The following is a 15,049-nucleotide window of genomic DNA, read 5'->3' as shown; positions in this document are numbered from 1 at the left end:
GAATCGAACATATTAAGGAGATCTTAACGGACAGCCTTCTTGTGCCCATCACTCGCCGTCTCCACCCAGAGCTTTACTTCATGCTAGGGTTAATAAAAACCTACCCTATTGATTTTGCACTGCACAATCGATATTGCAGTGCACCATAGCAGGAGATCACGATGGCTGAGCGTCCACTTCCCTATGAAGTCCCTGCCGAAATGCGCGACTTTGCCGAGAAGAGCGTCGAGCAGGCCCGCAAGGCGTTCGATGGCTTCATGAGTGCAGCCCGAAAGACGGCCGACACGGTCGAGGGTTCCACCAGCACCATGCAGGCCAGTGCAAAGGACGTGACCGGCAAGACCTTCGCCTACGCGGAGCAGAACATCGCGGCTGCCTTCGACCTTGCCCAGAAGCTGGTCCGAGCCAAGGACCTGCAGGAGGCGATGCGTTATCAGGCCGACTACGTCCGCGCTCAAATGGAAGCCATGCAGGCGCAGGCGAAGGAATTCGGCACGCTGGCCCAGAGCGCGACGAAGCAACCGAAGAAATAATCCTGCACCTCCTGCGGCAGGACCACACCCGTGCCACCGACAGCACGAGGAGACGATGATGGCTGACCCGAAGAAGACCCCCACGACAGCGCCCGAGAAGAAGAAGGCGCCGGCTGCGAAAGTCGCCACGAAGGCGGCACGCAGTTCCGAGATGACGGCTGAGAAGACCGCTGCCGTGTCGGCCGCCCCGGGGCCTTCGGAAAAGCCGTCCGTGCCTGCCGTGACGGAGCCGGCACCCTCCTTGTTCCCTGCCCCAAAGGCGGATGCCAAGCCCGATCCGATCGCTGACGCGGTGGCTCGCGCCGCTGCTCCCGCGCTGCGGCCCACGCACGCAGCCGTCGAGGCCAGCGCTGTTGCGGTCGCGGCTACGACGGAAATTGCGCTTCCGGCTGCCCGTCTCCTGGGGGTCGGCGCAGAGCAGGCCCATGATGCCTATGCCCGCGCACGGGCCACCACGGCGAACCTGCGCGAGGCGATCACCGAAAGCGCAAATGCAACAACCCGCGGCGCCTTGGAAGTCAATGGGAAGGTGATCAAGGCCTGGCAGGCGCAGAACGATGCCGCGTTCGAGGCCCTGCAATCCACCTTGCGGGCAACAACGCTTTCGGACGTGATCCGCGCTCAGACCAGCGGTGCGCGTCAGATCTATGAGACGGCCACCACCCACTGGAGGGATGTCGCGGAATCGACGACTCGCTGGTTCGGGACTGCGGTTAAACCGATCCAGTCGGCTCTGATGAAGAACGACTGACGCGCCCCATCGAGTCCCCCCTGAAAAGAGCCGCCCTCACGGGCGGTTTCTTTGTGTTTGGGCGATGCCAGTTCGGCCTGGATACGGAAGGTCATTCCCACCGCGCCGCATCGATTGGAACCTGTGTGTCTGATCGGGCTGGCCGAAGAACAGTATGTATCCGGGTACTGATCCCGAGGGTGTTCCGGATCAGGAGGTGCCCCGCAGCATTCACGTCGCCATTGCGAAGTGCAGACGGCACGCACGGTTCGTCCGACTGCCATTTCCGTCATGGCGTGTCGCTGGCGAGGCGAACCATCCGTCGACGGGTAGATTGCTTCACTGCGTTCGCAATGACGAAGAGGGTGTGAGAGCGCGAGGAGCATCGCCGGAAGCGGAGTAGCGCCGGACCTACTGCCGTCATGGCGAGCCGCAGGCGTGATGCACTACCGCTTCCGCCGCACCTCCGTCCTTGCGAGCCGCAGGCGAAGCAATCTACCCCTCGACGGATGCGCTCCTAGATGGCTCCGCTCCGCTCGCAAAGACGGTGATTGCCATGTCACAGTGAAGTGGTCGGGCGACGATCTTCTCCGCCATGGAGACCGTCTGAGGACGACGTGCGGAACAATGGCCTGCATGGCCGAACGCCGGGAATCTCACCTATTCTCTGGGGAGTCCGCAATTCGCCAACACAGCGTCGAGAGTCGCCGGGGGCATTTCTCACGGCCGAGCCAACGGAATCAGGAAAACCGTCCGTCAGTTCACGCCCCAGTCCTTCGGATTGCGCGTCGATTGCATCACTGGGCGTAGCCTGATCGGCGCTGCAATCGTGACGGTCTGCCCGGTACTTGGATCCAGGATGATCATGGAAGCCCCCTCCGAGCCGACAACCGTTCTTGAATGCGGTCGTTCCGGCTCTCCTGCTGTTTTTCGTTCGATATCGTTAACGCACGGTAAACTCCGTGCTCAGGCGATGGCCATCTCCAGTTCGGGCTGCGGAAGCGCATCGAACTCGGCGGAGGCATCGAGATAGGCGACGTGAAGGCGTTGCGCTGCTTGCTGGATATCCTGCTCGGTATGGTTTGCCATCACCTGAAGCCGGAAACGGGCAGCCCCCTTTCCAACCGCCGGGAACTCGACGAGATTGGCGAGCAGGCCGACTTCGGGCAGGCGACGGCTCACCAGCCGCGCCAATCCCTCCGAGCCCATCCTCACAGCCACGATCGCGGATGGGTCTCCGTAGACCTCCATGCCGGCATTTCGAACGTGCTGCCGCAAGCTGAGGATGTTCCTCATGAGTGCGGCGCGCAGGGAACGTCCCTCCGTGGACTCGATGATTTCGAACGCTTTCAGGACGACGGCCGCCTGAACGGGAGAGACGGCATTCGAGAAGGTCGCCGGCGTGCTGTAGAAGCGGAGATACTCTTTCACGGAGCGGCTCTTGCACGCCACGAACCCTCCGTTCGAGGCGAAGGTCTTCGAGAAGCTTCCCATGACGAGGTCGACCTTGCCGAGCATCTTCTGGAGCCCGATATGCCCGCGTCCGTCGTCGCCCAAGCAGCCGAGGTCGTGAGCAACGTCGACGAGCAGGGTCGCGTTGTATTCGCGGCAAAGATCCTGCATGGCCGCCAGATCCGGCGTATCCGAGTCCATCGAGAACAGGCCTTCGGTCACGACCATGATCGCATTCCTGGTGTCCTTTGCACGCACGGCGCTGAGCCAGCGGCGGCAATGATCCAGGTCGAGATGGCGGAACTGATAGATATTTTTCGTTGCGGCCTTTGCGCCTTCCTGCAGGCATGTATGGGCGAGAGCGTCCATCACGATATGGTCGGACGAGCGAACCAGACCTTTGATAACGCCGAAGCCGGCGGCCCAGCCCGTCGGGTAGAGAAGGACCTCTTCCATCTCGAGAAAGGTCCCGATTCTGCGCTCGAGAGCGATGGAATCGACCGTGTTTCCGACGAGCACGGGTGAGCCGGCACTATGCACACCGTAGCGCTCAATGGCATCCTTCGCGGCATTCAGGATTTCCGGATGACGCGACAGGCTGAGATAATCCTGCGACGCGAAATTAACTCCCTCCATCCTATTGCCCTGGTCGTCCCGGGCTGCGCATACGGCAGTCGGCCCACCCTCCGTCGAACGCGAGAAGGGCCATAGCCCATTCTGCCGACGAAGGTCCTGCCATTGAAAGAAACTGTCCACACGATCGAGGAGGTTCTCTCCTTTGAGGACGCGGAAGTCCCTCATGCTGCCCCCCAGGGCGGCGGGCGGGATATTGTTGTTTGCGGAATCTAGCATGCTCGCTCCTGCGGGCTTTTATGATTATCGAGACAATGGTCGTTGCAGCGCCGGAATCGAACACACCGCTTTCCCTAACGCTGCACCATGCCGTGAATTCCCGCGGCAACACGTTGCCCGGGCCAGATATGGCCGAGCGTCTGCACTGTCGCGAAAAGGCTTAGAAGCGGTACGTTACGCCGCTGTGTACGACGAGCGGATCGAGCCGGACGTCAGCTTTTATCGGAACCCCACCGAGAGAACCATGAGCCTGCGTCTGCAGGAATACTTTCTTTACATCAATGAAAACTCCCCAACTCTCGTCGAGCATGACGTCGGCCCCCGCCTGGAGCGCAAAGCCGACGCTTTGTCGGGCCTTCAGGTTGGTCAGCACTCCGTCCTCGTCGTCAAAGACGTAAAACAGGACCGGCCCAACCCCCGCATAGGGTTGCACGCGACCGAACTCGCGGAAGTGGTAATGAGCCGTCAGGCCGACCGGACCATAGGTCGTCTTGCCGACCGTCCCCATGCCGCTCATCGTTCCGGCAAGCTCGATTTTCGCAACCGGGGGGATCCCACCCGTCAGCGAGATGGCGAAATTCGGATTCAGGAAGTAGCCAGCCTCGATGCCGAGCGTAAGCTGTGACTTAACGGAGATATCTGCTCCGACGAGCGGCTGGCCCGCAGCCCGGATGCTTGCGCCTTCATCGAGCACGAGCCCGGCCGGGCCGACATGAAGATAGGCTCCTGAAAGAGGGGATCGTCGTTTTCCGTTCGGCGCCGATGCAAGATCGCTTCCGAAAGCTGCCGGCGCCACGACGAGAGGCGCGAGAAGCATGAAGACGGCGAATCCGCCTCGGAACACCGCGAAATGACGGCCCATCCAATTGCCGCAGTGAGTGAGCCTGTTACGCAACATGGACTTTCCCACGATGAGACGCACCTTCGTCCGAGGATGGGCGGGACCACCCGAGCGTGTCGAGGCGTTGCACATTTTCCTGTGCCGAGCTGCCACTTGATCGGGAATTCCCCCTGCCCGCTCCAACCCACCGCTCGACGATCTGGTAGAGCTCGTCACGCTTGAATGGCTTGCCGATATAGTCGCTCATTCCCGCCTCCCTGAAGGCATGAACCTGCTGGGGCAGGACGTTCGCAGTCAGAGCGATGATCGGCAGGTCACGCGCCGGGCCATCCAGTGCTCTGATGCGTCGCGTGGCCGTGAGCCCGTCCATGACGGGCATCTGGACATCCATCAGGACGAGGTCGTAACGCACCGCCTGAATGCGCATCACAGCAACCGATCCGTCGGGAGCGACATCGACCTCATGGCCTTCCGACTCGAGCATGGCGCGCGCGATCTCCTGATTGATGTCGTTGTCTTCGACCAGAAGGATTCGGGCGGATCGAGTCGGCGCAGACTTATGATCCGTAGCCTCCGCGTGGTCCGCCCTCGATGCGACCTCGAGAGGAACCTCGAACCAGAAGGTGGAGCCCCGGCCGAGGGTGCTGTCCACGTGGATCTCGCCGCCCATCAGCTGCGCCAACCGCTGCGAGATCGCGAGGCCGAGCCCAGTTCCCCCGAAGCGGCGGCGCACCGAGCCATCGACCTGGCTGAACATCTGAAACAGGCGGCTCCGCTTCTCGTCCTCGATCCCAATCCCGGTATCCGAGATCGCAAAGCGCAGATGGCACCGTGTCTCCGAAACGGTCTGCGGGCACACGGAGAGGACAACACGGCCCTGCGGCGTGAACTTGATGGCGTTGTTGAGGAGATTGAGAAGGATCTGTCGCAAGCGGTCCTGATCACCGACGAGCAGGTCGGGCAAGGGACCTGCTATATCGACTTCCAATGCAAGCCCCTTCTGATCCGCGGACGCCTTCACAATCGAGATCGCACTGTCTAGGAGCACCTCGGGAGAGAAAGGCTCCGACTGCAGTTGCGTCTTGCCGGCCTCGAGCTCGGAGAACTCGAGGATATCGTTCACGATCATGAGCAGCGCGGACCCGGCAATTCGGATCCGCTCCGCGTGCCGGCGCTGTTCGTGGCTCAGGCCCTGCGAGTTCAGCAGAAGATCTGCGTATCCGAGAATGCCGTTCAGGGGTGTCCTGGTCTCGTGACTCATCACGGCCAGAAACTCTGTCTTTGCCTGACTCGCTTCCTCGGCGCGCTCCTTGGCGAGGCGAAGCTCGCAGGATTGGCGCTGCCGTTCGGTCACGTCACGGGAGGCACTGATGACCTCCAGCGGGATCCCCTTTGCATCTCGCACGAGATGCAGATTGTCCTCGACCCAGACCCACGTTCCGCTTCTGTGACGGAGCCGGTATGTGCCGGTGGCCCTTTCGGTCCGCCCCTCCTGGAGCCGCGAGAAGATCTCTGCCAGCCCGGAAGCCTCGTCCGGATGGACGAAATCCTGCGGGCGCGTGCCCACGAGTTCCTCTGGCGCATAGCCCAGCAAATCTCTCGAAGCCGGAGAGACATAGTGGCGTCGCCCGCTCAAATCCGCGCGGACGATCATATCCGTCGCGTGATCCGCCAGCAGACGGTAGCGCGCCTCGCTTTCGCGAAGAGCGTCTTCCATGCGCTTTCGTGCGATCTGTGCGCTTACGCGCGCGAGGGCGACCGCGAAATCCACGGGCTTCGTGACGTAGTCGTTCGCTCCGAGATTCAGAGCCCGCACGACGTCCTCGTTCTGGGCCCTCGCGGTTACCATGATGACGGGAAGTGCGGCAGGACAGTGCTGCTCGCGAATCCGGCTGAGGACCTCGAAGCCATCGAGGTCAGGCATCATTACATCAAGGAGAACGGCGTCGAAGGGCTGCTGCGCGATCAGTTCGAGGGCGCGTTGGCCGCCATCCGCCTCCGTGACGGAGAAGTCGCGCCGTTGGAAGCGCCGCGCCAGAACGGCGCGGTTGTCCGCAAGATCATCGACGATCAGAAGTCGAGGAGGCTGCGTGGGAGCACTCTGCTCCATGCCTGATACGGCGGACTGGGACGCCCCTTGGGCCAAAGAGACGGGATTCGAGATCGGGGTCATGTCGGATCAGCTGGCGAGCAGAGGGGGGGAAAGCGGGAGTGCGAGCGTCTGCGTGGCCTCGTCGGCCAAACGGGCCTCATCCATGGGCTCAGGCGTCAGGGCCGCCGGGAGGCGCACCGTGAAACGGGACCAGCGACCTTCCTCGCTCTCGACGGAAATGCCGCCGCCCATCAGGGCGCAGAGCTTCTGGCTCAGCGCCAGTCCCAGGCCGGTTCCACCATAGACGCTCGACGTCGCGGCGGTCGCCTGCCCGAAATTCTGGAACAGCTTGGGGAGATCCGCCTTGGCGATCCCGATCCCGGTATCATGGACCTGGATCTCGATCCAATCGCCCACGCTCGTCCGGTCGCGCAAGACGCTTAGCGTGATGGTGCCGCCGCTGGTGAACTTGGCTGCATTGCTGAGCAGGTTGAGCATCACCTGCCGAAGTTTCGTCGCATCGGTCGAGATCGTGCCGATGTCCTTGGGGCAGTTGATGACCAGTCGGTTGTGCTTCTGCGCGATGAGAGGCTGGGAGGTCGCAATGACCTCGTCGAGGAGACGGTTCAGGCTGACCCGCTCGATCGAGAGTTCGACCGTGTTGGCCTCGATCTTCGAGAGGTCGAGGACATCCGTCACCAGGGACAGAAGATGCTTTCCCGCCGCATTGATGCGCCGCAGATCCGCCAGCTTCGTCTCGCTCTCGCCGGCCGCCTCGCAATCCTCGAGCAGGATCTCGCTGTAGCCGATGACGGCATTGAGGGGGGTGCGAAGCTCGTGACTCATCTTGGCCAGGAAGATCGACCTTGCCCGGTTGGCATCATCGGCCAGTTCCTTGGCCTGGCGGAGGCGCACCGCCGTTGCCCGGTGCCGCTCGGCCTCGCGCTCGAGATCGAAGCGCATCGAGTGCACGTTCGCGTAATAGATTGCCATCCACGACATGTAGACTGTGGCCGAGAAGATCGAGATCCAGCCGACGGGCGCCAGCGCCGGAAGCGGCACGTGCTCGGGAAAGCCGTTCAGGACATAGGCGATCGAGAAAGCCGCAAGATTTCCCGCAAAGAGCCCGATCACCAGGAAGGGCCGGTCGGAGAGGTAGAAAAAACCCAGGAGGATGCTGACGATCAGCCACGGAAGAAACGGTGAGCTCACGCCGCCATAATGGTAGGCTCCGAACAGCGCCGCGAAGGCGAGGAGTTCCACGGAGATCATGGCGATCAGACGCAGATTCCTGGTCAGCCTGAGGCCGAACGGCAGCAGCCAGAAGGCACAGATGCAGGCAATGATCGTCCAGCAGGCAAGGCCAGGGTCCGGGTCCGCCAAGTAAAGGAAGATACTGATCGACTGGGCAAGAGCCGGACCAAACAGGTGCGTGAAGACGAAGTTTCGCGCGCGACCGAACTCGGATCGCTCCCGTCGGGCCTCCTCGGGGATGAACCAATCGATGAGCTTGAATAACCTGTCCTGCATCGGCTGCAACCAACCGGCACCCCGGTTCCCCCGACTTGCAGCCAAGACTGACATACCAGTTCCTAAACAATAATTATTCAAAACTGTTTACGGGCATACGCAACCCTTATACCCCATCAAATCCTGACTCGCAGGTCGATTCATTGATCTGCGTCAAATTCGTCGGCCGGATCACCACGTATATGATCATGGGAAGAGGTATTTAACCGAGTAGCTTTACAAATTTCAGTCGGGCCCACGAAATTTCAGAAACCATCATGTCTTTCCGTTCGCGCCTGCGATTCACTGAGCTCGAGCGCGTCCTCGAATGGTTCATCCCGCCCGATCTGGCGGCGGAGAAGGAAACCCGTAAGCAAGTCCGCATCTTTCTCATCAGCCATCTCTTCGGCCCGTTCATCGGCAATGCCGTTCCTTTGGCCCTTTACATTCTCGACCCGACCCCGGGATATGACGTTGCGGTACTGGCGCTCTCGATAACGGGCTTCTGGGTTTTTCCGTTCGTCCTGCGAGCAATCGGTCGCTACAAGCTGCTCGCGCTTCTATCCGTCCAGAATCTGATCTTCTGCATTCTCTGGAGCTGTTATTTCAATGGCGGGGTGACCTCGCCCACATTGCCGTGGGTTCTGACCATCCCGTTGCTAGCATTCTTTTATCTTGGGCCTGAACCGTCGCTCCGGCTGACGGTTCTCGGCATGTTCGCAGCGAACCTCGCTGGGTTCGCGGCACTTTACGCCCTTGGCCACTCTGTTCCGAACGACATGCCGCTGGCCTCGGTTCAGGGTCTCGGGATCGTCTCCACGGTCGCCACTGCGCTCTACGTGACGATGATGGCGTTCTACTACGCCAAAATCCTGGCCTCGGGGCTCGAGCTCGAGAGCGAGATGCGAGGTCATCTCGCGACGGCCGCCGAGTTGCGCCGCGCGACCGCGACCGCCGAGCGCGCGGGCGCCGCGAAGGCCGAGTTTCTCGCCAAGATGAGCCACGAGCTGCGCACGCCTCTCAACGCCGTCATCGGCTATAGCCAGATCCTGTTGGAAGATGCCGCAGAGGAAGGAGATACGAACAGCGCGGCAGACCTCGAGAGAATCCACGGGGCCGGCCAGCACCTGCTCAAGCTCGTGAACGAAGTGCTCGACCTCTCGAAGATCGAGGCCGGGCGGATGGAACTCCTCAACGAGGAGATCGATCTCGCTTGCCTGATCCGGGATACGGCCGAGAGATACCGCGCCCTCGCGTCAAACGGGAGCAACGAGCTTTCGCTGGAACTTCACGACCGGCTCGGCACCATCGTGTGCGATGCCCAGAAGCTCGAACATGCGCTGGCGCAGATCCTGGAGAACGCATGCAAATTCACGGAGCGTGGCCGGATCACGGTTTCGGCGGTGCGGAAACCGACGCGGTTCGGAGACGAGATCGCGGTGACGGTGCGTGACACAGGCATCGGGATCGACCGGACCAGGCTTTCGGGCCTGTTCGAGAAGTTCACCGTTGCGCATGACGCAACGGCAAGCAAATACGGCGGCACGGGCCTGGGGCTGGCGCTGAGCCGGATGTTGTGCCGCCTGATGGGCGGCGACATTTCGGTCGAGAGCGAAACGGGAGTCGGAAGTGCTTTCACGATCCGCATTCCCGCCACGCGGAGGAATTCGAGTCCGGAGGATTCGCCAACCGCGAACTCACCCTCTCTCGAACCCGAAGGGCACGATGAAACGGGGCGAAGTGTGAAGATTGGCACAGACCCTTCTCCGGTAATCGCATAACCTTTGGCGGCACGCGTCCGTGCCCAGCAATCCCAGTCGTCGTTTTTCTCTGTTAAGAAGCGTTTTCATGTCCAAGATCCTCCTCGTCGACGACAACGAGATGAATCGTGATATCCTGACGCGCAGGCTGACCCGCAATGGCTTCACGGTCAGCTGTGCAATCGATGGGCCGACCGGCGTCCGCATGGCCGCAGAGGAACAGCCCGACCTGATTCTGATGGATGTCGCGCTCGGCGACATGGACGGTTGGGAAGCAACCCAGATCATTAAGACGACGCCCGCCACGCGGGACATCCCCGTGATCGCCCTCACGGCTCACGCTCTGGCGAGCGATCGCGACCGGAGCATGAAAATGGGCTGCGCCGACTTCGACACGAAACCGGTCGACCTCGCCCGCCTGCTGGAGAAGATCCGCACCTGCCTCTCCGCACGGGCAGAGGAAAGAAAGCCCCCCCTGCCCTGCACTGGTACGGCGTGAAGGCGTTCGAGAGAGCGCTGTGCTTCGGATGACAGGCGGCAGGTCAGGGCTACGACGCCTTCGCGTGCTTATCACGGCGTCGAGGTGCACTTGAGGCCAATCAGGCGGCGGCGCGCGAGGGCCGCCGCCATCGCTGTGACGTCGGTCTGTTACGGTGCATTCCCGTCATCGCGGGCCGCAGACGGAGTGATTCGTCCTGAGGCGGAGGCCTGGATTGCTTCACTTCGTTCGCAATGACGAAGAGGGGCGAGGGCGGGCAGCGCAGGGGCGGAAACGGAGTAGCGCCGGGCCCACTGCCGTCGCTGTGAGCCGGAGGCGTGATGCACTGCCTCCTGCCATTGCACTCCCGTCCTTGCGAGCCGCAAGCGAAGCAATCTACCCGTCGACGGATGCGCTCCTGGATCGCTTCGCTCCGCTCGCCATGACGAAAGGGGCGGGCTGGAGAAGGCCGCAGAAATCAGCGTCCCGGGAGTTTCTGCGCGGTCGCGCAACCGACCGCGTCCTGATCAACCATTCGTCACCAGGTGTTGAACTTGAAGTTCACGCCCGCCCGAATCACGTGGAACTTGGTCTCCTCGGAAGCCGTCATGGTCGACCCGCGGAAGAGCGCCGGTTCCACGGCAGGTGCGATGTGTCTCTTGTCACCCAGGTCGACGTACAGATACTCGCCCTTGAGCGTGAGATTGTTCGTGAAGGCGTATTCGACGCCACCGCCGATAGTCCAGCCAAAACGGGTGTCGGAATCCCTGACCTGGTTGATGTCGACCAACCCATTGGAGATGAATGATACGGTCTCGGCCGGGGTTGGAAAGGCGGCGACATTCGTCTTTACGTGCCCATAGGCAAGCCCGCCAGTAGCATAGACGAGAAACCGATCGACGGCCGCACCGGCACGTGCACGGACCGTTCCGAACCAGTCGACGTCGCTGTGAAGGCGGGCATTGTAAGTAAGCGGGGGAAGCGGTGTTCCGCCAAAGAGAGCCGGGAGCGGATCCGCCCGGTCACGCCGGTTCTGGACATCAGAGAAGTTGATGTCCGCCTCGACGCCGAACACGAAGCCGCCAACCTGATAATTGTAGCCGATCTGGCCACCACCGGTGAACGAGGTCTCGTCTTCCGACGCCCGGCTTGCCATGAAGGCGAAGTCGGCTGCCGACAGCGCGCCTGCCGGAAACACCGGGCCGTTATTAAAAGTCTCCGGATTGGCAGTCAGCGTCATTTCCGAAGCGTCTCGGATCGCGCCCAGGTTCGCCCCGATATAGAAACCCGTCCATGTGAACACGGGAACCGCAGCGATTGGAGCTGGCGGCGCCATGCGTGTCGGGAGATCTGCCGCGCGCGAGGAGGTTGCGGTGAAAGTCATCAACGCCAGAGCAGATGCCGAAACCGCAAGCGTTTTATTCATGATGGGAATATCCGACGATGACGTTTGGTAAGGTGGCGAACGCTTCGCTCGCCGCTGCATCACGGAAGGATGCGTCCATACCTATTAGCTGATTTTCTCTTACTCGAACCTGAAGAACGCGACGTTTCCCCAAGAATACGGAGGTGAAGCACGAACGAGCTCACGTGTCCACGCTGCCCCAACGGCAAGCGCGAGTGGAATGCGCGGTTCTGAAGCCGGCATTTCCGGGTCGCACACCCGTCGGACAGGCCCGTGCCGGAGCGCACAGGCTCAGCTCGAACCTGCTGTTATCGTTGAAGCCGGAGATTCGTAGCATCAGGCCCGAAGAGAGCCGACCCATACGGGCAGAAAATGGCGGGGTACCGATAGCGGACGAGGTGTTGCCGTGCACAGATCCGTCGCTCGTGACTGTGTTGCCGCATTGTTGCGGCATCTCTCGATGTTTCTGATTGCCTTCGGCCTGACGACCCTTCCTGCCAGTGCAGCGAAGCGGATTGCTCTCGTCGTCGGAAACGCGGCCTATCGATCAGCGCCCGTGCTGCCGAATCCGACGAACGATGCGGCTGCCATGCGAAAAGCGCTCGAAAGCACCGGATTCGAGGTGGTCCACGCTTCCGATGCGACCGCCGCAGCCTTCCGATCGACACTCGAAACCTTTGCGAAAGCCGTCGAGCAGGCGGGGCCTGGCACGGCAGCCGTCGTGTTCTATGCGGGCCATGCGGTCCAGATCGAAGGCACGAATTACCTCCTGCCGGTCGACGTCACGACGCGTTCCGATGCGGATATCCGATCCCGATCGGTCTCTCTCGGAGATATCCTGACACGCCTCGACGCGACGGCGGCCGCCACGAAGATCGTCATCCTCGATGCATGCCGCGATAATCCCTTCGCTCCTGATTCCGGCGCCCGCGGCCTCGCGGCCAGGCTCCTCGACGATGGAAACGGGAAGAGCGAGGCCGGGCTCGCCCGAGTCGCTTCCAAAGGGGGCACACTCGTCGCCTTCGCGACGTCTCCGGGCGCGCAGGCTGCGGACGGATCCGGCGAGCACAGCCCGTATACGGCTGCCTTGCTCGATCTGCTGCCCGAGCCCGGCCTGCCTGTCGAGCAATTGTTCCGACGGGTGCGCCTCTCGGTGCATGATGCGACGAGCGGACTTCAAACGCCCTGGGAGACGTCCTCTCTCACGACCGATTTCAGTTTCGTGGCATCGGCGAGCGCGGCGAAGCCGAGCAAGAGAGGCGACAGCACGGCGCGTCTCGACCAAACCCGTCCGACCCTCCAGGCCCTCCGTACCGTTCCGGCCGATGAGGCCTATCGAACGGCGGTGTTCTGGGATGAGCCCGAGATCTATCGTATCGTCCTGGAATTGTATCCGGACGACCAGCATGCCCTGTGGGTCTACAGGACCCTGGCCCTGCGCTCTGAAGAAATAGCCTGGGCCGAAGCCATTCGTCTGGGAGACGCAGACGCCTTCCGGTTGTTCCAACGGCTCTATCCCGGATCGACCCACGAAACAGAGGCTCTCCGGCTCGCCTCGACCTCGCCCGGGCGAGCCCTCCGGGTGGCTGCGCTTTGTGGGCCGGCAACGCCCACGCGCAGCATCTCGGCTCCGACAAAGAAGGCCGAGAAGACTGCACCAGCCAAACCGAAACCGAAACAGGCTAGCCCGGAACGCAAGATACAGAAGCCTTCGGAGCCTAAGCCGCAGCGGGATGTAGCGACCCGCCCACCCGTCGAACGGGTGCCGGTCATCGTCCAGGCCCCGCCAGCCTTCGACCCGGGTGCCGCAGTTGCGATCGGCATTCTCGGCGGCGCCCTGATCGGCGGTGCAATGGACCGGGGTCCTCGCCCAGTCCGGCCGCGACCCTATCCGGACAGTGGCGTGAGGCCCGGTGGATTCCCGCCGGGGCGTGACGTGCCGATGACGCCACCCGGACGTGGAGGCTGGCAATCACCCAGCTATGTTCCCCGATAGGTGAGGCTTCGTCGATCAACGCAGGTCCGACTTGCAGGGCCCGTGTAACCCTGCAAGCCCGTGCTTTCGAGAAGCAGTCGGATACCCGAGACGCTCCTGGGATCGGAGTCCGGCCTCAGCGCCGCCCGCTTGTCACGCTCTGTCCGGTGCTCCGCCCTCGGTCTGGGCCCCAGGATCGAGCGACCGTGTTTGAGTCCAAGCGATGGCTTGCGCCTGGAAAACCCACCAGTGAGCCACCCGCGACGAAGGATTAGATGTTTAGCCCGCGGTGCACGCAACAAATTTCCACCTCTGAACTTGTCCTGAGCAGAACTCGACGGGTCCCTCTTAATGTCGGTCCGGAGGGCTCAAATCGAGATGTCACAGGAAAGAGCAGAGGAACAACTATGAGCAGCGATGGAAACCGGAGCCAGCCCAACTCCGTTCGCACCGGAGGAAAGCAGGACGGCGGTCCCGAGAACTCGAACCGGAGCGACATCACGGACAGGGCACAGGCCGATTCGAAGAGCCCTTGCGGCAAGACGCCCGCGATAGGCAGCGACTCGCATCAGGCGAGCCGCGACCACAACAAGCACAACAATCCGGGCCAGAGCGGTCACAAACTCCAGCAGCACAGTCCTGCCGAAGAGAAGCGGTGACGTTTCTCCTATGACCGCGATGGATCAGTGGAGTCCGGAGAGGGCCCGAGACCCTCTCGGTGGAATTCGCCAGCCCGCCACGACAGTCCCGGTTTCCACAGGCCCAGCTGACGAGCCGGAACGATCGAGCGGCGAGCGGCCGACTTGCTACGCCTCAGCTGCGTCCTACACCCCTGGTATCGGCCTGGATGCCTCGATAATCGCTGTTGCGCACATGCTTCGTAGGGGTGCCGTTCTTAACGGAGCCATTATGCCCAAGGTCCACAACTGAACCCGCGAGGCAAGTGATGAAACGTCGCGAACTACTCCAAAGACTCGCCGCAGCAATTCTGCTCCCGTTCGTGCCCGGCCGGGCGAATGCGTTCGCAAGCGAGACGCCAGAATGCGGCGCCGGTTCCCAAGCGATGCGAAAGATGCTCTCGGAGCTATTCTGCCATCACGAGAGCGCTTGCGCAGTCGGGCGCGAATATCTCCGCCTCCTGCCCGCAAGCGAAGCGAGCGCAGAACACCTCCTGCATCACCTGCATGGAGCTGATGGTGGGCCACTCACGGCAACCAATCCTGCGAAGCTGCGCGTTTTAATCCGCGAGGCACAGCGAAACGATTTCGCCGAAGGTCGAACCGTGATGGTCGACGGCTGGGTTCTGTCAGAAACCGAGGCTCGTCTCTGCGCCCTTGCGGCGCTGGCCTGAAACCCTGCACAAACAACAAGATAATGATCTCGCGCATTCCCCACGGGCGAGTCGACCTGTGGGCAATCACA

Annotated in this window: 11 protein-coding genes and 1 pseudogene; 7 read left to right on the top strand and 5 right to left on the bottom strand. The window is 61.9% G+C overall.

Annotated features, from left to right (window positions below; translation table 11 throughout):
- Positions 1-161: 161 nt before the first annotated feature.
- Positions 162-521: pseudogene (locus tag BN1233_RS22330) on the top strand (phasin); the annotation flags it as partial.
- Positions 522-588: 67 nt separating this feature from the next.
- Entirely contained in the window at positions 589-1,284 is a 696-nt protein-coding gene (locus BN1233_RS22325; RefSeq protein ID WP_046865784.1) for a phasin family protein, read from the top strand.
- A 945-nt stretch (positions 1,285-2,229) separates the two neighbouring features.
- On the opposite strand, the gene BN1233_RS22320 is transcribed toward BN1233_RS22325, so the two are convergent.
- The 4 genes from BN1233_RS22320 to BN1233_RS43200 form a co-directional block, all read right to left on the bottom strand.
- Entirely contained in the window at positions 2,230-3,567 is a 1,338-nt protein-coding gene (locus tag BN1233_RS22320; RefSeq protein ID WP_052763881.1) for an aminotransferase class I/II-fold pyridoxal phosphate-dependent enzyme, read from the bottom strand.
- Positions 3,568-3,727: 160 nt separating this feature from the next.
- Entirely contained in the window at positions 3,728-4,465 is a 738-nt protein-coding gene (locus BN1233_RS22315; RefSeq protein ID WP_048708517.1) for an OmpW/AlkL family protein, read from the bottom strand.
- Positions 4,455-6,581, bottom strand: a complete 2,127-nt coding sequence (locus BN1233_RS22310) for a hybrid sensor histidine kinase/response regulator (protein ID WP_082145587.1) — start codon at positions 6,579-6,581, stop codon at positions 4,455-4,457. Before BN1233_RS22310 ends, BN1233_RS22315 begins: the two co-directional genes overlap by 11 nt.
- Before the next feature lie 6 nt (positions 6,582-6,587).
- The gene (locus BN1233_RS43200; protein WP_048708519.1) at positions 6,588-8,030 is read right to left on the bottom strand and encodes a sensor histidine kinase; all 1,443 of its coding nucleotides are present in this window, start codon (positions 8,028-8,030) and stop codon (positions 6,588-6,590) included.
- A gap of 257 nt (positions 8,031-8,287) precedes the next feature.
- On the opposite strand from BN1233_RS43200, the gene BN1233_RS43195 reads away from it, so the two are divergent.
- Together BN1233_RS43195 and BN1233_RS22285 are read left to right on the top strand one after the other, a co-directional pair.
- Positions 8,288-9,790 (top strand): sensor histidine kinase, encoded by a 1,503-nt coding sequence (locus BN1233_RS43195; protein WP_048708521.1) that lies wholly within the window; start codon positions 8,288-8,290, stop codon positions 9,788-9,790.
- Between the two features lie 67 nt (positions 9,791-9,857).
- A complete protein-coding gene (locus BN1233_RS22285) occupies positions 9,858-10,268 on the top strand; it encodes a response regulator (protein WP_046865781.1) in 411 nt (136 codons plus the stop codon).
- A 517-nt stretch (positions 10,269-10,785) separates the two neighbouring features.
- Here BN1233_RS22285 and BN1233_RS22280 read toward each other — a convergent pair.
- Positions 10,786-11,673, bottom strand: a complete 888-nt coding sequence (locus BN1233_RS22280; protein ID WP_048708523.1) for an outer membrane protein — start codon at positions 11,671-11,673, stop codon at positions 10,786-10,788.
- Between the two features lie 385 nt (positions 11,674-12,058).
- On the opposite strand from BN1233_RS22280, the gene BN1233_RS43190 reads away from it, so the two are divergent.
- From BN1233_RS43190 to BN1233_RS22265, 3 genes are all read left to right on the top strand, one after another.
- Positions 12,059-13,648 carry a caspase family protein gene (locus tag BN1233_RS43190; protein WP_048708525.1) on the top strand — a complete coding sequence of 530 codons (1,590 nt, stop codon included), beginning with the start codon at positions 12,059-12,061 and terminating at the stop codon, positions 13,646-13,648.
- 386 nt (positions 13,649-14,034) lie between these two features.
- On the top strand, positions 14,035-14,286 hold the full coding sequence (locus tag BN1233_RS22270; RefSeq protein ID WP_046865780.1) for a hypothetical protein: 252 nt from the start codon (positions 14,035-14,037) through the stop codon (positions 14,284-14,286).
- Positions 14,287-14,573: 287 nt separating this feature from the next.
- Positions 14,574-14,978 (top strand): hypothetical protein, encoded by a 405-nt coding sequence (locus BN1233_RS22265; protein WP_046865779.1) that lies wholly within the window; start codon positions 14,574-14,576, stop codon positions 14,976-14,978.
- The last annotated feature ends 71 nt before the right edge of the window (positions 14,979-15,049 follow it).

The organism is Microvirga massiliensis, from assembly GCF_001006805.1.
GTDB lineage: Bacteria > Pseudomonadota > Alphaproteobacteria > Rhizobiales > Beijerinckiaceae > Microvirga > Microvirga massiliensis.
The sequence above is the reverse complement of the archived record's forward strand: the minus strand, read 5'-3'. Positions and strand labels throughout refer to the sequence as shown.

Bases quoted from the DNA above. Each gene is read 5' to 3' on its own strand.
- BN1233_RS22325 (WP_046865784.1), top strand. From the start codon at position 589: ATGATGGCTGACCCGAAGAAGACCCCCACGACAGCGCCCGAGAAGAAG.
- BN1233_RS43195 (WP_048708521.1), top strand. From the start codon at position 8,288: ATGTCTTTCCGTTCGCGCCTGCGATTCACTGAGCTCGAGCGCGTCCTC.
- BN1233_RS22310 (WP_082145587.1), bottom strand. From the start codon at position 6,581: ATGACCCCGATCTCGAATCCCGTCTCTTTGGCCCAAGGGGCGTCCCAG.
- BN1233_RS22315 (WP_048708517.1), bottom strand. From the start codon at position 4,465: ATGTTGCGTAACAGGCTCACTCACTGCGGCAATTGGATGGGCCGTCAT.
- BN1233_RS22270 (WP_046865780.1), top strand. From the start codon at position 14,035: ATGAGCAGCGATGGAAACCGGAGCCAGCCCAACTCCGTTCGCACCGGA.
- BN1233_RS22320 (WP_052763881.1), bottom strand. From the start codon at position 3,567: ATGCTAGATTCCGCAAACAACAATATCCCGCCCGCCGCCCTGGGGGGC.
- BN1233_RS22280 (WP_048708523.1), bottom strand. From the start codon at position 11,673: ATGAATAAAACGCTTGCGGTTTCGGCATCTGCTCTGGCGTTGATGACT.
- BN1233_RS22265 (WP_046865779.1), top strand. From the start codon at position 14,574: ATGAAACGTCGCGAACTACTCCAAAGACTCGCCGCAGCAATTCTGCTC.
- BN1233_RS43200 (WP_048708519.1), bottom strand. From the start codon at position 8,030: ATGCAGGACAGGTTATTCAAGCTCATCGATTGGTTCATCCCCGAGGAG.
- BN1233_RS22285 (WP_046865781.1), top strand. From the start codon at position 9,858: ATGTCCAAGATCCTCCTCGTCGACGACAACGAGATGAATCGTGATATC.